The sequence below is a fragment of the Hoeflea sp. YIM 152468 genome (assembly GCF_029210485.1).
In the GTDB taxonomy this organism is placed as follows: domain Bacteria; phylum Pseudomonadota; class Alphaproteobacteria; order Rhizobiales; family Rhizobiaceae; genus Hoeflea.
This window is the reverse complement of the sequence record NZ_JARGET010000029.1, coordinates 214,880-231,611: the sequence shown is the minus strand read 5'-3', so window position 1 is coordinate 231,611 and position 16,732 is coordinate 214,880. Positions and strand designations below refer to the sequence as shown.

The following is a 16,732-nucleotide window of genomic DNA, read 5'->3' as shown; positions in this document are numbered from 1 at the left end:
CGTCCACCTTTAAATTTTCGTATCGGCCAGCGGCGATGCGCCCAACCCGAACTCCACCGACTGCGGATTGTCCGTAGCGGGTGGACTATTTGTGATCGGGCATGGTTCGCGAATGGCGGCGCCTCAGCGCACGCCCCGACGTATGCCCAAAATACGAAAGCTTTTGCATGATTTTCTCACAACTCGGCCTCTCCAAGGCCCTTCTCGACACGCTTGACGGCCTGCATCTGACAACGCCGACGCCGATCCAGGTGCAGGCAATCCCGCCTGTGCTCGAAGGCCGCGATGTCATCGGCCTGGCCCAGACCGGCACCGGCAAGACCGCAGCTTTCTCGCTGCCGATCCTGCATCGGCTGGCGCCCGGCAAGAAGGCCGCGCCGAAGAAGGTGCGCGCACTGATCCTGTCGCCGACCCGCGAACTCTCGGCCCAGATCGCCCGCAGCGTCAAGGATTACGGCCGCCGTCTGCACCTGACCTCGACCGTGGTGGTTGGTGGTGTGTCGATCCGTCCGCAGATCAAGGCATTGGCCGGCGGCATCGATATCCTGATCGCCACTCCGGGCCGGCTGATGGACCTGATCGAGCAGCGCGCCGTGTCTCTCAACGAAATCGAAGTGGTGGTGCTCGACGAGGCTGACCAGATGCTCGACATCGGCTTCATGCCGGCCATCAAGCGGCTTCTCGCCATGACCCCGAGCACGCGGCAGACGCTGCTGTTCTCGGCAACCATGCCGAAGGAAATCCGCCAGCTTTCAGACCGGCACCTGAAGGATCCGGTCGAAGTGTCGGTCATCCCTGCCAAGAAGACCGCTGACCGCGTCGAGCATTCGGTCATGCACATGCAGCCGGGTGTGAAGATGGGTGCGCTGGCATCGCTGATCCGCGACCGCAAGGGCGAACGCGTCATCGTCTTCACCCGCACCAAGCGCGGTGCCGACAAGGCTGTCAAACGGCTTGAAACCGACGGCATCAACGCTGCCGCCATTCACGGCAACAAGTCTCAGGGCCAGCGCGAGCGTGCGCTTGCGGGCTTCCGCGCCGGCACCGTGCCGGTGCTGATCGCCACCGACATTGCTGCCCGCGGCATCGACGTGCCCGGCGTCAGCCTGGTGGTCAATTACGAATTGCCGAACGTGCCGGAAGTCTATGTTCACCGCATCGGCCGCACCGCGCGCGCCGGCGCCGAGGGCACGGCCGTGACCTTCTGTGCTCCGGACGAACGCTCGCTGCTTCGTGACATCGAAAAGATGCTGAAGACCGAGATCCCGGTCGAAAAGGCGCCGGAAGGCACCTATGTCGATGCCCTGGCGGATCCCGACGGCGATTTCGCGCCGCTCAACCGCACCCAGCGGCCGCGCCAGGGTGCCCGGCCGCAAGGCCAGGGCGCCAAGCCGCAAGGCCAGGGCGCCAAGCCGCAAGGTCAGGGGCGCAAGCCCGGCCAGGCCGGAAAGCCGCAGGGCCAGGGCCGCAAACCGGGCGACAACCGGCACCGGCCGGCAGGCGCAGCCAACCAGAATGGCGACCAGCCTGCAGCCAAGGCGCGTCGTCGCCGTAGCGACCGCCGTCCGCGGCCGGAGCAGGCCGGCGACAAGGCCGCCGCAGCCCAGGGCTGAGCCCACCGGTTTGAACGTTTGCGGAGCTGATATGGGCTTCGGCAGGCACCACTGAATGCCCAGGCGGCGCAGCGATAAATCGCTGCGCCGCCTGCCTGTTTAAGGACGTTTCGGTTTGCGCCATTGTTTCGCGGGCCGGATCGTACTATCTGGCAGGCACATGAAACACACGGAGACTGGCTTATGAGCGACGAAGACGACAAGACGACAGAACTGCCGCTGGGCAAGGAAGCGGAAGCAAACCTGTTCAAATCGCGCTCGATCTTCATCTATGGCGGTATCACCCAGGAACTGGCGCACAAGGTCTGTGCCCAACTGGCGGCGCTCGCCGCTGCCAGCGATGACGACATCCGGATTTTCGTCAATTCACCGGGTGGTCACGTGGAATCGGGCGATTCGATCCATGACATGATCGGCTTCATCAAGCCGAAGGTCTGGCTCATCGGCACCGGCTGGGTCGCCTCTGCCGGTGCGCTGATCTATGTGTCGGTGCCCAAGGAGCAGCGCCTGTGCCTGCCCAACACCCGCTTCCTGCTGCATCAGCCCTCGGGCGGCACCCGCGGCATGGTCTCCGACATCGAGATCCAGGCCCGCGAGATCATCAAGATGAACGAGCGGCTGAACAAGATCTTCGCCAAGGCCACCGGCCAGAAGGTGGAAAAGATCGCCGCCGACACCGACCGCGATTACTGGCTGACGGCCGAAGATGCGAAAGCCTACGGTCTGGTCGGCAGGATCATCACCAGCCAGAGCGATATCTGAATCTGGCCGCAGTGATGCACGGATCAAGACCCCGCTGGTGCGAGCCGGCGGGGTTTTTGTTTGGACTGCGCCGGCTTGCTCGCGCAACGCCCTATTTCGATTTGTGCTTCTTGGCCTGCTTGATCATCTTGCCGAAGGCCTTGTCCCTGGAGCGGCGCTGGGCAAGGGTCGCGGTGTTGTGCTGGTCCTCGGCAACAAGCTTGCGCCACCGCGCCAGCCGGGCCGCGTCGATGTCACCACGTTCCAGTGCCGCCTGCACCGCGCATCCGGGCTCGCTGATGTGGGTGCAATCGTTGAAACGGCACTCCAGCGACAGCGCATCGAGATCGGAAAAGACTTCGGCCACGCCGGCTTCGGCTTCGGTCAGTTGCAGCTCGCGCACGCCCGGCGTGTCGAGCACGGCGCAGCCGTCGGGCAGCAGGTGGAGCTGCCGGTGCGAGGTGGTGTGGCGGCCCTTGGCATCATCTTCGCGAATGGCCTGGGTGGCGGCGGAGTTCGTTCCCGACAATGCATTGGTCAGTGTCGACTTACCTACTCCGGACGAGCCGAGAAAGGCGACGGTCTGACCCGGCCTGCACCAGGGCGCCAGTTTCGTCTTCGGCTCGTCGCTCCTGGCATTGAGCGTGAGCACCGCGACATCTGTGGAAATGGTCTCGGCCTGCGTGACATAAGAGGCGGGATCATCGCACAAATCCGGCTTGGTCAGCAGGATCACCGGGGTCACCCCGGCATCGAAGCCGAGGGCGACGTAGCGTTCCAGCCGGGCCAGGTTGAAATCGAGATTGCACGAGGTGACGATGAATACGGTGTCGATGTTGGCGGCGATCAGCTGGACGGAACGGTCATGGCCGGCGGCACGGCGCTTGATCAGGCTCTTGCGCTCGAGCAGGCGGCTGGCGCTCGGCAATTGGTGATCAAACAGCAGCCAGTCTCCGACGGTGGCGTCGGCGCGGGGCGGAATCATGCTGTCGAGGCGATCGCCGAGCACGCGCAGCCCGTTGCGGTGAACCTCGGTGACCCGGACAGGGGGGGTCTGCGTCAACTCGTCGATGCTGATCTGCTGGGCGAAGAAGGGTTGCCAGCCCAGGCTTTGCAACCCCGAGACCGGAGGTTTCGGGGTCTCGCCCCTGGCTGTGGACGGCAGAAACACAGAATAATCACGCGGCATCGAGTGTGGCTTTCATGCTCGGGACCCCAAGAGCTGCATGGGCAGACATCGGTCGCCAGGCGGATGCTGGCGTGAAAGGGATGTCATAGGTTCAGTACAGCGTTATAGGGTAGCATTCTACGGCATGGACGGGGAAAAACGATTCTGTTTTGCATCCGATGCCGCAAAAATGTGAGGCTGATCGCTTGATCCCGACACTTGAAACCGAGCGGCTGTGGCTCAGAGCACAGACCATGGATGACTGGCCGGCCTATGCGGGGCTGATGATGTCCGATCATGCAGTGTTCATGGAGGGACCGCACACGCTGGGGGATGCCTGGGGGATGTTCTGTCACGATCTGGCGCAATGGCATCTGCTGGGTGTTGGAGCGCTGATGATCGAAGAGCGCGAAACCGGGCAGTGTCTGGGCCAGGTCGGCATCAATCACGGACCGCTGTTTCCCGAGCATGAACTGGGCTGGCTGGTCTATCCCGATCATCAGGGCAGGGGCTATGCCTATGAGGCGGCGCTGGCATTGCGTGACTGGGGCATCAGGGTCCGCGGGCTCACATCTCTGGTCAGTCACATCGATCCGGATAATCACCGCTCGCGCAAACTGGCCGAGCGGCTGGGCGCTAAGCTGGAGATCGATCCGGATCGTCCGGGACCGGAGGTTCTGGTGTATCGGCACAAGATGTGAGGCCGGTTCGCAAGCAGCCACATTTTCCTGAGTGAAGGAGACGACCTAATGCCGAAAACCATTCTCATTACCGGTTCGACAGACGGCATCGGGCTGGAAACCGCCAAGCTGCTGGTTGCGGCCGGACACAAGATGCTGCTGCACGGGCGCAATCCGGCCAAGCTTGCCGATGTGGCGAAGCGGCTTGCGGCGTTGCCGGGTGCGGGCGCGATCGAGACCTTTGTTGCCGACCTTTCGCGCATGGCCGAGGTTGAAACGCTGGCCCGCGAAATCTCCGCGGCGCATGATCATATCGATGTGCTGATCAACAATGCCGGCATCCTCAAGACCGACACTGCCATCACCGCGGCGGGGCTTGATGTGCGCTTCGCGGTCAACACGATCGCGCCCTATCTGCTGACCCGGCAGCTGCTGCCGCTGATGCGTCCGGATGGCCGGGTGGTGAACCTGTCGTCGGCGGCGCAGGCGCCGGTTGATCTCAAGGCCCTTGAAGGCCAGCGCCAGCTCTCCGCCATGGAAGCCTATGCGCAGAGCAAGCTGGCGCTGACCATGTGGTCGCGTCACATGGCCGAAGACCTCAAGGACCAGGGCCCGGCGATCATCGCGGTCAATCCGGGGTCGCTGCTTGCCAGCAAGATGGTCAGGCAAGGGTTCGGCGTGGCAGGCAGCGACCTCGCGATCGGCGCAACCATCCTGGTGCGGGCGGCGCTGGAGGCGGAGTTTGCCGCAGCCTCGGGGCGTTATTTCGACAATGACAATGGCCGCTTTGCCGCGCCGCACCCCGACGGGCTCGATGACGGCAAGTGCGCCGAGGTGGTGCGCGTGATCGAGAGTCTGATCAGGGCCTGAGACGCTTCGCCCCGGCGGCTGTTGTGGCCGGGACGGACTGAGCCGCGCCTTGCCCGATACGAAAAACAGGCCCCCGCCGGATTTGCCAGCGGGGGCTCGATGTTCACTCGCTTACAGGCAGCCTGAGGCTGTCAGGAAAAGTCGAGCGCGCGGTCGCCGTTCTCATCCTTGATGCGGGTCGGCAGACCGTTGTGGTTCAAGATGTTGAGGAACGGTTTGGGGTCGAGTTCCTCGACATTGACCATCTTCTTGGCATCCCACTCGCCGGTGGCGACCAGCATGGCGGCGGCGACCGGGGGCACGCCGGCGGTGTAGGAAATGCCCTGGCTGCCGACTTCATTGTAGGCGTCCTTGTGGTCGGCGACGTTGTAGATGAAGACTTCGCGTTGCTTGCCGTCCTTGGTTCCCTTGACGAAATCGCCGATGCAGGTCTTGCCGGTGTAGTTTGGCGCCAGCGATGCCGGATCGGGCAGGCAGGCCTTGACCACCTTCAGCGGGACGACTTCATCACCATTGGCCAGCGTCACCGGCTGTTCCGAAAGCAGGCCGATGTTCTTGAGCACGGTGAAGACGTTGATGTAGTGATCGCCAAAGCCCATCCAGAAGCGCACATCGGCGCCGTCCATGTTCCTGGCCAGCGAGTGGACCTCGTCATGACCGCAGAGATAGGCCTTCGAGGGGCCGACCACCGGAAGGTCGAACGTCTTGCCGATTTCGAACATCTGGTTGGTCTGCCATTCGCCGCCCTGCCAGGAATAGACCACACCGGTGAATTCGCGGAAATTGATTTCCGGGTCGAAATTGGTGGCGAAATACTTGCCGTGACTGCCGGCATTGATGTCGACGATGTCGATATCGCTGACCTGATCGAAATAGTCGTTCCTGGCCAGCGCCGCATAGGCATTGACCACGCCGGGATCAAAGCCGGCGCCCAGGATGACGGTGACGCCCTTTTCGGCGGCTTCGTCGGCGCGCTTCCATTCGTAGTTGCCGTACCAGGGCGGGGTTTCGCAGATCTTGCCCGGCTCTTCGTGGATGGCGGTGTCGATATAGGCGGTGCCGGTGTCGAGGCAGGCGCGCATCACCGACATGTTCAGGAACGCGGTGCCGACATTGATGACGATCTCGGACTTGGTCGCCTTGATCAGCGCCTTGGTGGCGTCGATGTCAAACGCGTCGAGCGCATGACCGGCCAGAACGCCGGGCTGCTTCAGGGCGTTCTTCTCATGCACCGAAGCGATGATGGCGTCGCATTTGGATTTGGTGCGCGAGGCGATGTTGATGTCGCCAAGCACATCATTGTTCTGGGCGCATTTGTGGGCGACAACCTGGGCGACACCGCCGGCGCCGATGATGAGGACGTTCTTTTTCATGATGGGGACTAACTCCTGTGTCCAATCGTCAGATGCCTTACGAGAGGCCGTGTTCGAAATCCGTGTAATCAAACTCACGGACCGTTCTGATGCTGCCATCGAGTTCGCGGATGGCGATTGACGGCATTCTCACGCCGTTAAACCAGTTTTTCTTGACCATAGTGTATCCGGCGGCGTCCTGGACCGAAATCCGGTCGCCGATGGAAAGTCTGTCCGGGAAACTGAACTCGCCGAAAATGTCGCCGGCGAGGCACGACTTGCCGCAGATCATGTAGCGGTGGTCGCCCTGATTGGGTTCAATCCTGGCGTTTTCGCGGTAGATCAACAGATCCAGCATATGGGCCTCGATGGAGCTGTCCACAATGGCGAGGTCCTTGCCGTTGAACAGCGTGTCGAGCACGGTGACTTCCAGCGTCGTCGATTTGGTGACCGAGGCCTCGCCGGGCTCGAGATAGACCTGCACATCAAACTCGCCGGAAAAGCGCTTGAGCCGCTCGGCGAATTGCTCGAGCGGATAGTCTTCGCCGGTGAAATGGATGCCGCCGCCGAGGCTGACCCATTCGGCCTTCTTCAACAGCGGCGCAAACTTCTGCTCGATGTTGGAGAGCATCTGGTCAAACAGCGCGAAATCGCCGTTTTCGCAATTGTTGTGGATCATGAAGCCGGAGATCATCTCCATCACCGGTTCGACCTGTTTGAGATCCCACTCGCCCAGCCGCGAATAGGGCCGGGCCGGATCGGCGAGATCGAATGTCGAGGACGACACGCCGGGATTGAGCCGCAAGCCGCGGGTGATGCCGGCGGCGTTGTCGGCAAAGCGGGTGAGCTGACCGATCGAATTGAAGATGATCTTGTCGGCGTGGGACACCACCTCGTCGATCTCGTGATCGGCGTAGGCGACCGAGTAGGCGTGGGTTTCCTTGCCGAATCTTTCCCGGCCCAGCCGCACTTCGTAGAGCGAGGAGGAGGTGGTGCCGTCCATGTAGTCGGCCATGAAATCGAACACGCCCCAGGTGGCAAAGCATTTGAGCGCCAGCAGCGCCCTGGCGCCGGAGAGCTCGCGCAGCCGGGCGATCTTCTCCATGTTCTGGAGCAGCTTCGACTTGTCGATCAGATAATAGGGGGTCTGGATCACGGTCTCATCCGTTTGGTTGCTTGGGGGAAGGGCGCTTGCAATCGGCGGATCCATGGCTGTCGCGGCAGCCGGAGCCTCGCGCTTGATGGGGAATTAGGCAAATCGGCTGTCATAGGCAAGGGCTGATGCGGGATTGGGGTGAAAAAGGGGGCTGGTGATCGCCAAAGAACCCCTCCCCAACCCCTCCCCACAGGTGGGAGGGGCTCAACCTGGCCGGGCCTACTCGGTTCAATCAAGCCTATGCGGTTTGGGCGCTCCCTTGTTCCGGGCAGGATGCCGGACACACGGAGCCCCTCCCCCTTGAGGGGAGGGGTTGGGGAGGGGACTTTTCTGATGCCTGCCACGCCAAATCCTCCGCGCGCGAAAAATAAAATTCGCCGGCGGCTTTGGATCGTAAAGTCCGGAGGGCCGCACGCGGGCTTTGCCTCTGGAATAGGTAAAAATGGGTGGCGCAGCCTGCGCACGGCCCGAAACTCGCCGGATGATGTCCGCATCCGACAGGCGGCGCCTCGCACTCTGCGGGAGTTTATCCCCGCCCCGGATTGCTCCGGCCGCGATCTGGACTGACCGCGGGCGTGGTTTTCGGGGTCCGGCACGGACGCTGAAGGGTCATGAGACCTGTCATGTCCGCCACAGGCCCGGACCGGCGTCTCGATTCCGTGCCCGCCAGATGGCAGGCCCGGAGAAAATCCGGCCCGGTGGCTGGCTTTGCACGTGTCTCGAACGAGACCCGCCCGCCAGCGGAGCCCCGATGGCTTCCGCCTCCTTGCGCGACCTGCCGCACGTTACCGCAGACCGCAAAAGGCCTTCCTCCCGCCTGGTCGAAACCGTTCGCGAACCATCCGGCAGCGGAAGTGCAAAGAGTGTGTCACGGGTTTGGAAGGTGGGGATAAAAGGGGCACTAATCTTCGTAGTATGTTGCGGCGCGCGCCCTCTCCACCCTTGTGGGGGAGAATGCGAATTTCAGCATCTTAGCGTCAGCTAAGTGCCAGAAATTCCAAGAGAGGGGGCCTGTTTCGGCACCGGAAACTTCCCCCTCACCTGAAAAATCTATGACTTGGCGCTCACGCACCAAGATCATGATTTTTCTTCCTCTCCCACAAGGGGAGAGGAGGCGCATGTCAGCCTTCTGCGGCAGCCCCCCACCCGAATCGCCTGCGCTCGCGCTTGTCTCTCCAAGGGTATTGATCCGGGGCCGGTGTTTGCGGTTTCATCGGGGACAGCTTCCTGTCACAGATCATCTTCCCAATTCTGTCCGCCGTAAAACAGCCGCAAGATGGTGACGGCCTGGTTAGAGACCATGAACGCGACGGTGACGCGCTTCTCGAACCCGATGACGCGCAGGCCTGTTCGGATGTCATCACGGGCATGACCGCGCTGTGATGCCAGATCGAAGCCGCTGCAATAGCGTTCGATTCGGTCGATGTAGGTCATCGCGATACCGGGGCTGGCTTTGGCGCTGATCCATTCATAGAGCGCAAACAAATCCGCCCGCGCTTCCGGAGCAAAGATAACGTCGCGCGGTTTCACACCGAGCCTTTTGTCTTTTGAGCGTGCAGCGTGCGAATTTCTTCAAATACAGAATTTGCCGGAATTCCGCGCGAGGGATCCGCAAGCATTGCATCGTAGGTTGGCGCAACCTGGTTGCGCAGCCAGTCCTCAACGGCGCGGTCTCGCTCCTGCAGGGCGCGAAGCCCGGCTCGAATGACTTCGCTTGCCGACGCGTAGTCGCCGGAGCTGACTTTCTGATCGATGAAGTTCGCGTGCTCATCGGGAAGGCTGATTGTTCGCTTGTTCATGATTTATCCTTTTTCACTAGGATATGGCAAAGTATGACTAATTCATACCAGATTATCATCAGCTGTAGAATGTACAAATAGCAACCTTAGTGCGCGAGCCCGTATCAACATTGCCCCCTTGCCATCCCGCCCCGCCGTCGCTAATAATCACAGCCATGACCTCGACAACGCGCCCCTCCGAGACCTCGTTTGCCCGCTTTGCAGCGGCGGCGGTTTCGCATGCGCGGCTTGGGTCCCTTCTGCTTCTCGCACTTAGCGGCGATCGCCGGGCTCGTTGAGGAGCGTCCGGCGGTCGAACCCGCCGGCGACGCTGCTCCTCTCGCGACTTTACATTTTTTCCTGAATGCAACATGACGGCCTGAGGCCGGTTGATGTCCGCTCTGCGCGGCTGCCGGGATTTGGGCCAGGAAACGAGAGAAGACCATGACCGCACAGACTTCATCCGGACCGAAGGGCATGCCGACGGCATCGCAAAAATACCACGCCTACCCGCTGATCGATCTTGCCGACCGGACCTGGCCGTCCAAGCGGATCGACAAAGCGCCGATCTGGTGCTCGGTGGATCTGCGCGACGGCAACCAGTCGCTGATCAATCCGATGGGGCATGACCGCAAGGCGCGGATGTTCCAGTTGCTCATCGACATGGGGTTCAAGGAGATCGAGATCGGGTTTCCCTCGGCCTCGCAGACAGACTTTGATTTTGCCCGCTGGTGCGTGGAAGAAGGCGGGGTGCCCGACGATGTGTCGCTGCAGGTGCTGGTGCAGTGCCGGCCGGAGCTGATCACCCGCACCTTCGAGGCGCTGGAAGGCGCCAACCGGCCGATCGTGCATTTTTACAATTCGACGTCGGAATTGCAGCGCCGGGTGGTGTTTGACAAGGATGTGGCCGGAATCAAGCAGATTGCCGTCGATGCGGCGAAGATGATCAGGGACATGGCGGAGAAGGCGGGCGGAAATTTCCGCTTCGAGTATTCGCCGGAAAGCTTTACCGGCACCGAGCTGGAGGTGGCGCTGGAGATCTGCAACGCCGTCATCGAGATCATCCAGCCAACCCCGGACAACAAGCTGATCCTCAACCTGCCGTCGACGGTGGAAATGGCGACGCCCAACATCTATGCCGACCAGATCGAGTGGATGTGCCGCAACATCGACAACCGCGACAATGTGCTGATCTCGCTGCACCCGCACAATGACCGCGGCACCGGCATTGCCGCCACCGAACTGGCGCTGATGGCGGGCGCGGACCGGGTCGAGGGCACGCTGTTTGGCAATGGCGAGCGCACCGGCAATGTCGATGTGGTGGCGCTGGCGCTCAACATGTTCACCCAGGGCGTGGACCCGCAGCTCGACTGTTCGGATATCGAGCGGATCAAGGATGTGTTCGAATATTCCAACGAGATGAAGATCCCCGAGCGGCACCCTTATGTCGGCGAACTGGTCTACACGGCGTTTTCCGGCTCGCACCAGGATGCGATCAACAAGGGCATCAAGGCGATCCGCAAGGCCAACAAGCCGGAATGGGAAGTCCCCTATCTGCCGATCGATCCCAATGATGTCGGCCGCTCCTACGAGGCGATCATCCGGATCAACTCGCAATCGGGCAAGGGCGGCATCGCCTATGTGCTGAAGGAGGATTACGGGCTCGACCTGCCGCGGGCGCTGCAGGTGGAATTCCGTGAGGAGATCCAGAAGATTACCGATGACGAAGGCGTCGAGCTGCCGCCGAAGCGGATTTACGAGAGCTTCCTCGAGCTCTATGTCAGCCAGCCCGGCGCGCGGCTGGGCTTTGTCGATCATCACACCCACACCGATCCGGACAACAAGGGCGTGCGGGTGGTGTCGGCCGAAATCACCGACGGGGGCGTTACCAGGCACATCGAAGGCCGCGGCACCGGGCCGATCGACGGATTCGTCAATGCGCTGACCGCCTATCTCGGCATCGAGATGACGGTGGCGAATTATTCCGAACATTCGCTGCAGCACGGCTCCAATGCGGCGGCGATCTGCTACATGCAGATGGAAACGGCCGCGGGCAAACTCCATGGCGCCGGCGTCAACACCAACATCGTCGCCGCATCGCTCGAGGCGGTGGTGTCGGCGGCCAACCGGGTGCTGGCAGCGCAAAAGGGCTGAGTTGAAACCAGCCACCGCCGGGCTTGAACGCGCGGCGGTGGCTGCCTTGCGTCTCCACAGCGCCGCGCCTCCAACGGGATGCGCAGGGGGCGCTGTGGCAGTTTTTGAATTGATGCTGTCGCGTTCAAATGAATACACGGGAACGCGACATGCCTTGGGAAAGCGACGCCATGAGCGGACTTCACATTGATATCTCGGGACCAGAGGACGGTATCCCGCTGGTGCTGCTGCACGGCTTTGGCGGCGATGGCTCGGCCTGGGATGCGGTCAGGGCGGGATTGCCGGGGACGGTGCGGGTGATCACGGTCGATCTGCCCGGCCATGGCGGCTCGCTTCATGCCGAGGGGCGCGGCGGCGCCGGACGGATGGCCAAGGCGATTCTGGCCGGGCTTGCGGAGACCGGCGTCGACAGCTTCCATCTGGCCGGCCACTCGATGGGCGGGGCGGTGTCCGCGCTGATGGCGATGCGGGCGCCCGACCGGGTCAGATCGCTGACGCTGGTCGCGCCCGGCGGCATGGCCAGCGCCATCAATGCCCGATTGCTGGCCCGCTATGCCAAGGCCACATCGGCGGCCGAAATCCGCGCCTGTCTGACGGAGATGTCGGCGCCGGGATTCGTCACGTCACAAGCGGTGATTGACCATGTCGCCGCCGCCCGGTCACAGCCGGGTGTGCTTGCGGCGCTGGATGAGGTCTATCAGGCGATGTTCCCGAACGGGCCGGACGAGGGGCAAGGCGTGCTGCCCGCCGCGGCGCTCGCGGCGCTGGCCATGCCGGTGCTGGTGATCTGGGGCACGCAGGACCCTGTTCTGCCCTGTCCGAAGCCCTCCGCGCTGCCGGCCTCGTTTGCCTACAGCGTGCTGCCGGAGCTGGGCCACATGCTGCCCGAGGAAGCGCCGGATGCGATCATCCGGGTGCTGGGCCAGGCGCTCACCAGCGGCGGCTGAAGAAGCCGCTCACCCCCGCCAATGCGGGCACTGCGGCCCTTTACCACGTCTGCAATCGCGTGCTGCCGCATTGTCGCCATCAATGCCGGCCTGTGGTAAGGAGTTGTTAACCAACCCCTGCTGGAACAATGCCCATGACCGACCGTCCCAAGACACCTGCCAATGATCGCCGCCTGTCCGATATCGTGCGTGAAGTGAAGATTGCCACCGCCGACCGCACCGATGTGGTGGTCGACATGCGCGATGCCGACCGGGCCCGGCTGGAGCTGCTGGCCGAGGAACTGCAGCCTGTGATCGCCGAGATCGAACCGTCCGATGACCGGTTCGACTTCGGCGTCTCCACCGGATTGCAGCCGCGGCTGTGGATCGATGCGGTGAGCCATGTGCATATGGGGCACGACCGAAGGGTGTTCCGTTTTGTCCGCGATACGCGGCTGGGCCGCAAGGTGCTTTCGGACACCAGCGACATGGCGGCAACAGCGGATGCGGTCAGCCGCTACATTGCCGAGCGGGTGATCGAGCGGGAGCGCATTCTGGCAGGCGATTTCGAGCAGATGCGGTTCGAGGCCCAAGCCGGCGATGCGGGCGCGGCTCAAACCGGCGCGGTTCAAGCCGGCGATGCGGGCGCGGCGATGCCTGAGATCGGGTCTGCCAGTGCCATGACGGCGCCCGCCGACGCCAAGGCCGCGGTGGCGCCAAAGCCGACCGGACAGCCGGATGCGGCGGCCGCAAAAGCCAAACCCGCTCCCCCGTCTGCGCCAGCTCGCACCGGTGGCGCCGGCCTGGTGCTGGGCGTGTCCTGGTTCATCCTGGGCTGTGTTGCCGGGGCGGCGGCGCTCGTGGTGGCGTTCTGGGACCGGCTGTCGGCGATGATCAACTGAGCGTTTTTTCCACACTGATCAGCCCGGCCTGATTTTCGACGAAACCTGCAGCACCGGTGCCCAGTTGCATGCGCTTGTGGGTGATGTGCCAGTCGCCCGGCTCGCCCGCGATCTCGAACAGATTGAAACCCGCCAGCGGTTTGCGACCGCCGGGTCCCTGGCTCGATGACGCGATCCCGACGACGGGAACCGCACCGTCCTTGCCCTTGAGGTGGTGCAGCGTGTCGAGATGGGTGTGGCCGTGCAGGACCAACTCGGCGCCGTGCTGCTTCAGCATCTTGGCAAAATGGCCGACCCCGCGCATGCGCTTGTGCCAGAGTGCGGCATTGCGCACCGGCGGATGGTGGATCAGCACCACCCGGAACAGGCCGTCCTGTCCGGCCTGGTCGAGCAGCTTGCCCGCCGCACGGGCCTGCTTGTGGCCGAACTCGCCGGTGGCCATGAACGGCAGCGTGGCATTGGCGGTGGAGCAGCCGATCAGCGCTATGGGGCCGCGGCGGCGATAGCTCGGAAACAGTGTCCCGTCGGGCCGGGGGGCATCGGAGTTGAGCCAGGGCCGCCAGGCCTGGGTGGCGCGGGCCAGAGCGCCCGGCACATAGGCGTCGTGATTGCCCGGAACCAGCGTGGTCTTGTGGGGCGCGAAATGGGTTTCGAGCCACAGCCGCGCGGCTTCGATTTCCGCCCGTGTCGCCAGATTGACCAGATCGCCGGTGATGGCGACGTGATCGGGGCCCGCCTCGCGCAATCCCGCCAGCACCAGCTCGAGCGTGTTGCCAAAAAGATGCTTGCGGCGATTGCGGTGCCAGTTCACATAACCGGTGATCCGCTTGGATGCGAGTTCGGCCACGGACACCCGCGGCAGGGGTCCGAGATGGATATCGGAAATATGAGCAAGTCGGTACATGATGTGAGCAATAACGGTCCAGACATTCCCCCGCAACCCGATGCCGGCGACGCCGCGCCGCCACCGGAGATGCGCCACTGGCGCGCCCGGCTGGTCACGCGGGTTCTGCATGTGTGGTTCGCGCTGTCGCGCGGCATGACGCTGGGGGTGCGCGCGGCAGCGTTTGACGCGGCGGGACGGGTGTTTCTGGTGCGCCATTCCTATGTGCCGGGCTGGCATATGCCAGGCGGCGGCGTCGAGCGTGGCGAAACGCTGATGCAGGCGCTGATCAAGGAGTTGCGCGAGGAAGGCAATCTGGACATCGACGGGACGGCGGAGCTGTTCGCGGTCTATTTCAACGCCCGCACCAGCCGTCGCGATCACGTTGCCTTCTACCGCTGCACCGTGCGGCAATCCGCGCCGAAACCGGCGGATCGGGAAATCGTCGAAAGCGGGTTTTTTCCGGTTGATGCGCTGCCGGACGGGGTGACGGCTGCAACCCGGCGGCGGCTGGCGGAGCTTGCGGGCGATGCGGCGATCAGTGACAGGTGGTAAGACAATCCTTGCTGCGGCCCCAGCGCCGTCCGGTGCCGTTGTCGCCGGATCGGCTGAGGGTTGCTGACAGAAATTGACACAGCAAATTCCACGGGCCCTTGCATGCAGCCAGCAACTGCTTAACTCTGACCGACTGCGTTCGTTGATTTCAGGCCCGGTTTCACAGGCAAAAACTGCTCCAGCATGCGGGCATCCGCACTCGAAGAAGAAGATCATGGCAGCAATAGTTTCGGTAAAAAACCTTTCCAAACACTATGATGGCGGCTTCCAGGCGCTCAAAGATGTCAATCTTGACATCGAGCAGGGGGAAATCCTGGCTTTGCTGGGGCCGAATGGCGCCGGCAAGACCACGCTGATTTCGATCATCTGCGGACTGGTCAAGGCCAGCTCGGGAAGCGCCACGGTCGGCGGCTTCGATGTTGTCGGCGACTTTCGCCAGGCCCGGTCGCTGATCGGGCTGGTGCCGCAGGAAATCGCGCTGGAGCCGTTTCAGACGGTGATCGACGCACTGCGCTTTACCCGCGGCCTGTTCGGCAAGCGCAACGACCCGGCGCTGTTGAAGGATATTCTCGAGAAGCTGTCGCTGTGGGACAAGAAAGACGCCAAGACGATGGAGCTGTCGGGCGGCATGAAACGCCGCGTGCTGATTGCCAAGGCGCTGTGCCATGAGCCGCGGGTGCTGTTTCTCGATGAGCCGACCGCCGGTGTCGATGTCGAGCTGCGCAAGGAAATGTGGGACGTGGTGCGCCAGCTCAAGGCGGATGGCGTCACCATCATCCTGACCACCCACTACATCGAAGAGGCCGAAGCCATTGCCGACCGCGTCGGGGTCATCAGCAAGGGTGAATTGTTGCTGGTGGAGAAGAAGGAAACGCTGATGCAGCGCATGGGCATGCGGCAGATGCGGGTCGAGCTGATGCAGCCGCTCGAGGTCATGCCCGAGATCCTGAAGCCCTATGAACTGGATTATTCCGCCGATGAGCGAACCTTGATCTATTCCTATGAGGCCAATGGCGAACGCACCGGCATTGCGTCGCTTTTCGCCGACCTGAGCAAGGCCGGGATCATCCTGCGCGACGTGGAAACGCGGCAAAGTTCGCTTGAGGATATTTTCGTCGGACTGGTGGAGGGCAAGTGATGAATTTCCAGGCAGTCAGATCCATCTATTCCTTCGAAATGGCGCGGTTTTTCCGAACCCTGTCGCAGAGCCTGATATCGCCGGTGCTGTCGACGTCGCTGTATTTCATCGTCTTTGGCGCAGCCATCGGCTCCCGCATCGAAGAGATCGACGGCGTCAGCTATGGCGCTTTCATCGTGCCCGGGCTGATCATGCTGTCGGTGCTGACACAGAGCATTTCCAACGCCTCGTTCGGGATCTATTTTCCGAAATTTCTCGGCTCGATCTACGAATTGCACACCGCGCCGGTGTCATTTGTGGAGATCGTGCTCGGCTATGTCGGTGCGGCGGCCACCAAATCGGCGCTGATCGGGCTGGTGATTCTGGCGACAGCCGAATTCTTCGTCGATTTCGAGATCCTGCACTGGGGCGCGATGCTGGCGTTCCTGGCGCTGACCTGCATCTCGTTCAGCCTGTTCGGCTTCATCATCGGCATCTGGTCGAAGAATTTCGAACAGTTGCAGATGGTGCCGCTCTTGGTGATCACGCCGCTGGTGTTTCTGGGCGGCAGTTTCTACTCGATCTCGATGCTGCCGCCATTCTGGCAGACGGTGACGCTGTTCAACCCGGTGGTCTATCTGATCTCCGGCTTTCGCTGGGCCTTCTACGGGGCCGCCGACATCAACATCGGCGTCAGCCTGATGATGATCGCCGTGTTCATGTTCATCTGTCTGGGCATCATCGCCTGGACCTTCAAGACCGGCTACAAGATCAAGACCTGAGACCTGACCGTAAGCTGATCTGGAAACGGCGCGTCCGGTTGCGGGCGCGCCGTTT

The 16,732-nt window shown here is 62.5% G+C and carries 16 protein-coding genes; 10 read left to right on the top strand and 6 right to left on the bottom strand.

The genetic code is table 11. The annotated features are described in order from the left end of the window. Positions 1–167: 167 nt before the first annotated feature. On the top strand, positions 168–1,613 hold the full coding sequence (locus tag PZ897_RS16225; protein ID WP_275753555.1) for a DEAD/DEAH box helicase: 1,446 nt from the start codon (positions 168–170) through the stop codon (positions 1,611–1,613). A gap of 183 nt (positions 1,614–1,796) precedes the next feature. Beyond that, positions 1,797–2,375 carry an ATP-dependent Clp protease proteolytic subunit gene (locus PZ897_RS16220; protein ID WP_275753553.1) on the top strand — a complete coding sequence of 193 codons (579 nt, stop codon included), beginning with the start codon at positions 1,797–1,799 and terminating at the stop codon, positions 2,373–2,375. 91 nt (positions 2,376–2,466) lie between these two features. On the opposite strand, the gene rsgA is transcribed toward PZ897_RS16220, so the two are convergent. Beyond that, the gene (rsgA, locus tag PZ897_RS16215) at positions 2,467–3,543 is read right to left on the bottom strand and encodes a ribosome small subunit-dependent GTPase A (RefSeq protein ID WP_275753552.1); all 1,077 of its coding nucleotides are present in this window, start codon (positions 3,541–3,543) and stop codon (positions 2,467–2,469) included. 185 nt (positions 3,544–3,728) lie between these two features. Between rsgA and PZ897_RS16210 the strand changes: the two genes are divergently transcribed. Further along, on the top strand, positions 3,729–4,223 hold the full coding sequence (locus tag PZ897_RS16210) for a GNAT family N-acetyltransferase (RefSeq protein WP_275753551.1): 495 nt from the start codon (positions 3,729–3,731) through the stop codon (positions 4,221–4,223). Positions 4,224–4,271: 48 nt separating this feature from the next. Continuing rightward, positions 4,272–5,072 (top strand): SDR family NAD(P)-dependent oxidoreductase, encoded by an 801-nt coding sequence (locus tag PZ897_RS16205; protein WP_275753550.1) that lies wholly within the window; start codon positions 4,272–4,274, stop codon positions 5,070–5,072. 131 nt (positions 5,073–5,203) lie between these two features. Here PZ897_RS16205 and PZ897_RS16200 read toward each other — a convergent pair whose 3' ends face one another. From PZ897_RS16200 to PZ897_RS16185, 4 genes are all read right to left on the bottom strand, one after another. Then, the gene (locus PZ897_RS16200; protein ID WP_275753549.1) at positions 5,204–6,445 is read right to left on the bottom strand and encodes a saccharopine dehydrogenase family protein; all 1,242 of its coding nucleotides are present in this window, start codon (positions 6,443–6,445) and stop codon (positions 5,204–5,206) included. A 37-nt stretch (positions 6,446–6,482) separates the two neighbouring features. Further along, entirely contained in the window at positions 6,483–7,580 is a 1,098-nt protein-coding gene (locus PZ897_RS16195) for a carboxynorspermidine decarboxylase (RefSeq protein WP_275753547.1), read from the bottom strand. A 1,230-nt stretch (positions 7,581–8,810) separates the two neighbouring features. Beyond that, a complete protein-coding gene (locus PZ897_RS16190) occupies positions 8,811–9,110 on the bottom strand; it encodes a type II toxin-antitoxin system RelE/ParE family toxin (RefSeq protein ID WP_275753546.1) in 300 nt (99 codons plus the stop codon). Then, positions 9,107–9,379 (bottom strand): type II toxin-antitoxin system ParD family antitoxin, encoded by a 273-nt coding sequence (locus PZ897_RS16185; protein ID WP_275753545.1) that lies wholly within the window; start codon positions 9,377–9,379, stop codon positions 9,107–9,109. Before PZ897_RS16185 ends, PZ897_RS16190 begins: the two co-directional genes overlap by 4 nt. A 423-nt stretch (positions 9,380–9,802) precedes the next feature. Between PZ897_RS16185 and leuA the strand changes: the two genes are divergently transcribed. The 3 genes from leuA to PZ897_RS16170 all read left to right on the top strand — a co-directional run bounded on the left by leuA (position 9,803) and on the right by PZ897_RS16170 (position 13,340). Next, positions 9,803–11,512: a 2-isopropylmalate synthase gene (gene leuA, locus PZ897_RS16180; protein ID WP_275753544.1), complete on the top strand. Its 1,710-nt coding sequence runs from the start codon at positions 9,803–9,805 to the stop codon at positions 11,510–11,512. A gap of 170 nt (positions 11,513–11,682) precedes the next feature. Continuing rightward, positions 11,683–12,459 carry an alpha/beta fold hydrolase gene (locus tag PZ897_RS16175; RefSeq protein WP_275753543.1) on the top strand — a complete coding sequence of 259 codons (777 nt, stop codon included), beginning with the start codon at positions 11,683–11,685 and terminating at the stop codon, positions 12,457–12,459. A 134-nt stretch (positions 12,460–12,593) separates the two neighbouring features. Further along, entirely contained in the window at positions 12,594–13,340 is a 747-nt protein-coding gene (locus PZ897_RS16170) for a hypothetical protein (RefSeq protein WP_275753542.1), read from the top strand. On the opposite strand, the gene PZ897_RS16165 is transcribed toward PZ897_RS16170, so the two are convergent. Continuing rightward, positions 13,333–14,244, bottom strand: coding sequence for a metallophosphoesterase (locus tag PZ897_RS16165; protein WP_275753541.1), 912 nt, complete (start codon positions 14,242–14,244; stop codon positions 13,333–13,335). The genes PZ897_RS16170 and PZ897_RS16165 overlap by 8 nt on opposite strands. Positions 14,245–14,313: 69 nt before the next feature. Between PZ897_RS16165 and PZ897_RS16160 the strand changes: the two genes are divergently transcribed. From PZ897_RS16160 to PZ897_RS16150, 3 genes are all read left to right on the top strand, one after another. Beyond that, a complete protein-coding gene (locus tag PZ897_RS16160; RefSeq protein ID WP_275753672.1) occupies positions 14,314–14,778 on the top strand; it encodes an NUDIX domain-containing protein in 465 nt (154 codons plus the stop codon). Positions 14,779–14,992: 214 nt separating this feature from the next. Then, positions 14,993–15,916, top strand: coding sequence for an ABC transporter ATP-binding protein (locus PZ897_RS16155; RefSeq protein WP_275753540.1), 924 nt, complete (start codon positions 14,993–14,995; stop codon positions 15,914–15,916). Next, a complete protein-coding gene (locus tag PZ897_RS16150) occupies positions 15,916–16,677 on the top strand; it encodes an ABC transporter permease (protein WP_275753539.1) in 762 nt (253 codons plus the stop codon). Before PZ897_RS16155 ends, PZ897_RS16150 begins: the two co-directional genes overlap by 1 nt. Positions 16,678–16,732: the final 55 nt, after the last annotated feature.

Coding starts and splice junctions, on each gene's coding strand:
- PZ897_RS16165 (WP_275753541.1), bottom strand. CDS start 14,244: ATGTACCGACTTGCTCATATTTCCGATATCCATCTCGGACCCCTGCCG.
- PZ897_RS16160 (WP_275753672.1), top strand. CDS start 14,314: ATGCGCCACTGGCGCGCCCGGCTGGTCACGCGGGTTCTGCATGTGTGG.
- PZ897_RS16225 (WP_275753555.1), top strand. CDS start 168: ATGATTTTCTCACAACTCGGCCTCTCCAAGGCCCTTCTCGACACGCTT.
- PZ897_RS16155 (WP_275753540.1), top strand. CDS start 14,993: ATGGCAGCAATAGTTTCGGTAAAAAACCTTTCCAAACACTATGATGGC.
- rsgA (WP_275753552.1), bottom strand. CDS start 3,543: ATGCCGCGTGATTATTCTGTGTTTCTGCCGTCCACAGCCAGGGGCGAG.
- PZ897_RS16205 (WP_275753550.1), top strand. CDS start 4,272: ATGCCGAAAACCATTCTCATTACCGGTTCGACAGACGGCATCGGGCTG.
- PZ897_RS16170 (WP_275753542.1), top strand. CDS start 12,594: ATGACCGACCGTCCCAAGACACCTGCCAATGATCGCCGCCTGTCCGAT.
- PZ897_RS16200 (WP_275753549.1), bottom strand. CDS start 6,445: ATGAAAAAGAACGTCCTCATCATCGGCGCCGGCGGTGTCGCCCAGGTT.
- PZ897_RS16220 (WP_275753553.1), top strand. CDS start 1,797: ATGAGCGACGAAGACGACAAGACGACAGAACTGCCGCTGGGCAAGGAA.
- PZ897_RS16175 (WP_275753543.1), top strand. CDS start 11,683: ATGAGCGGACTTCACATTGATATCTCGGGACCAGAGGACGGTATCCCG.
- PZ897_RS16150 (WP_275753539.1), top strand. CDS start 15,916: ATGAATTTCCAGGCAGTCAGATCCATCTATTCCTTCGAAATGGCGCGG.
- leuA (WP_275753544.1), top strand. CDS start 9,803: ATGACCGCACAGACTTCATCCGGACCGAAGGGCATGCCGACGGCATCG.
- PZ897_RS16185 (WP_275753545.1), bottom strand. CDS start 9,379: ATGAACAAGCGAACAATCAGCCTTCCCGATGAGCACGCGAACTTCATC.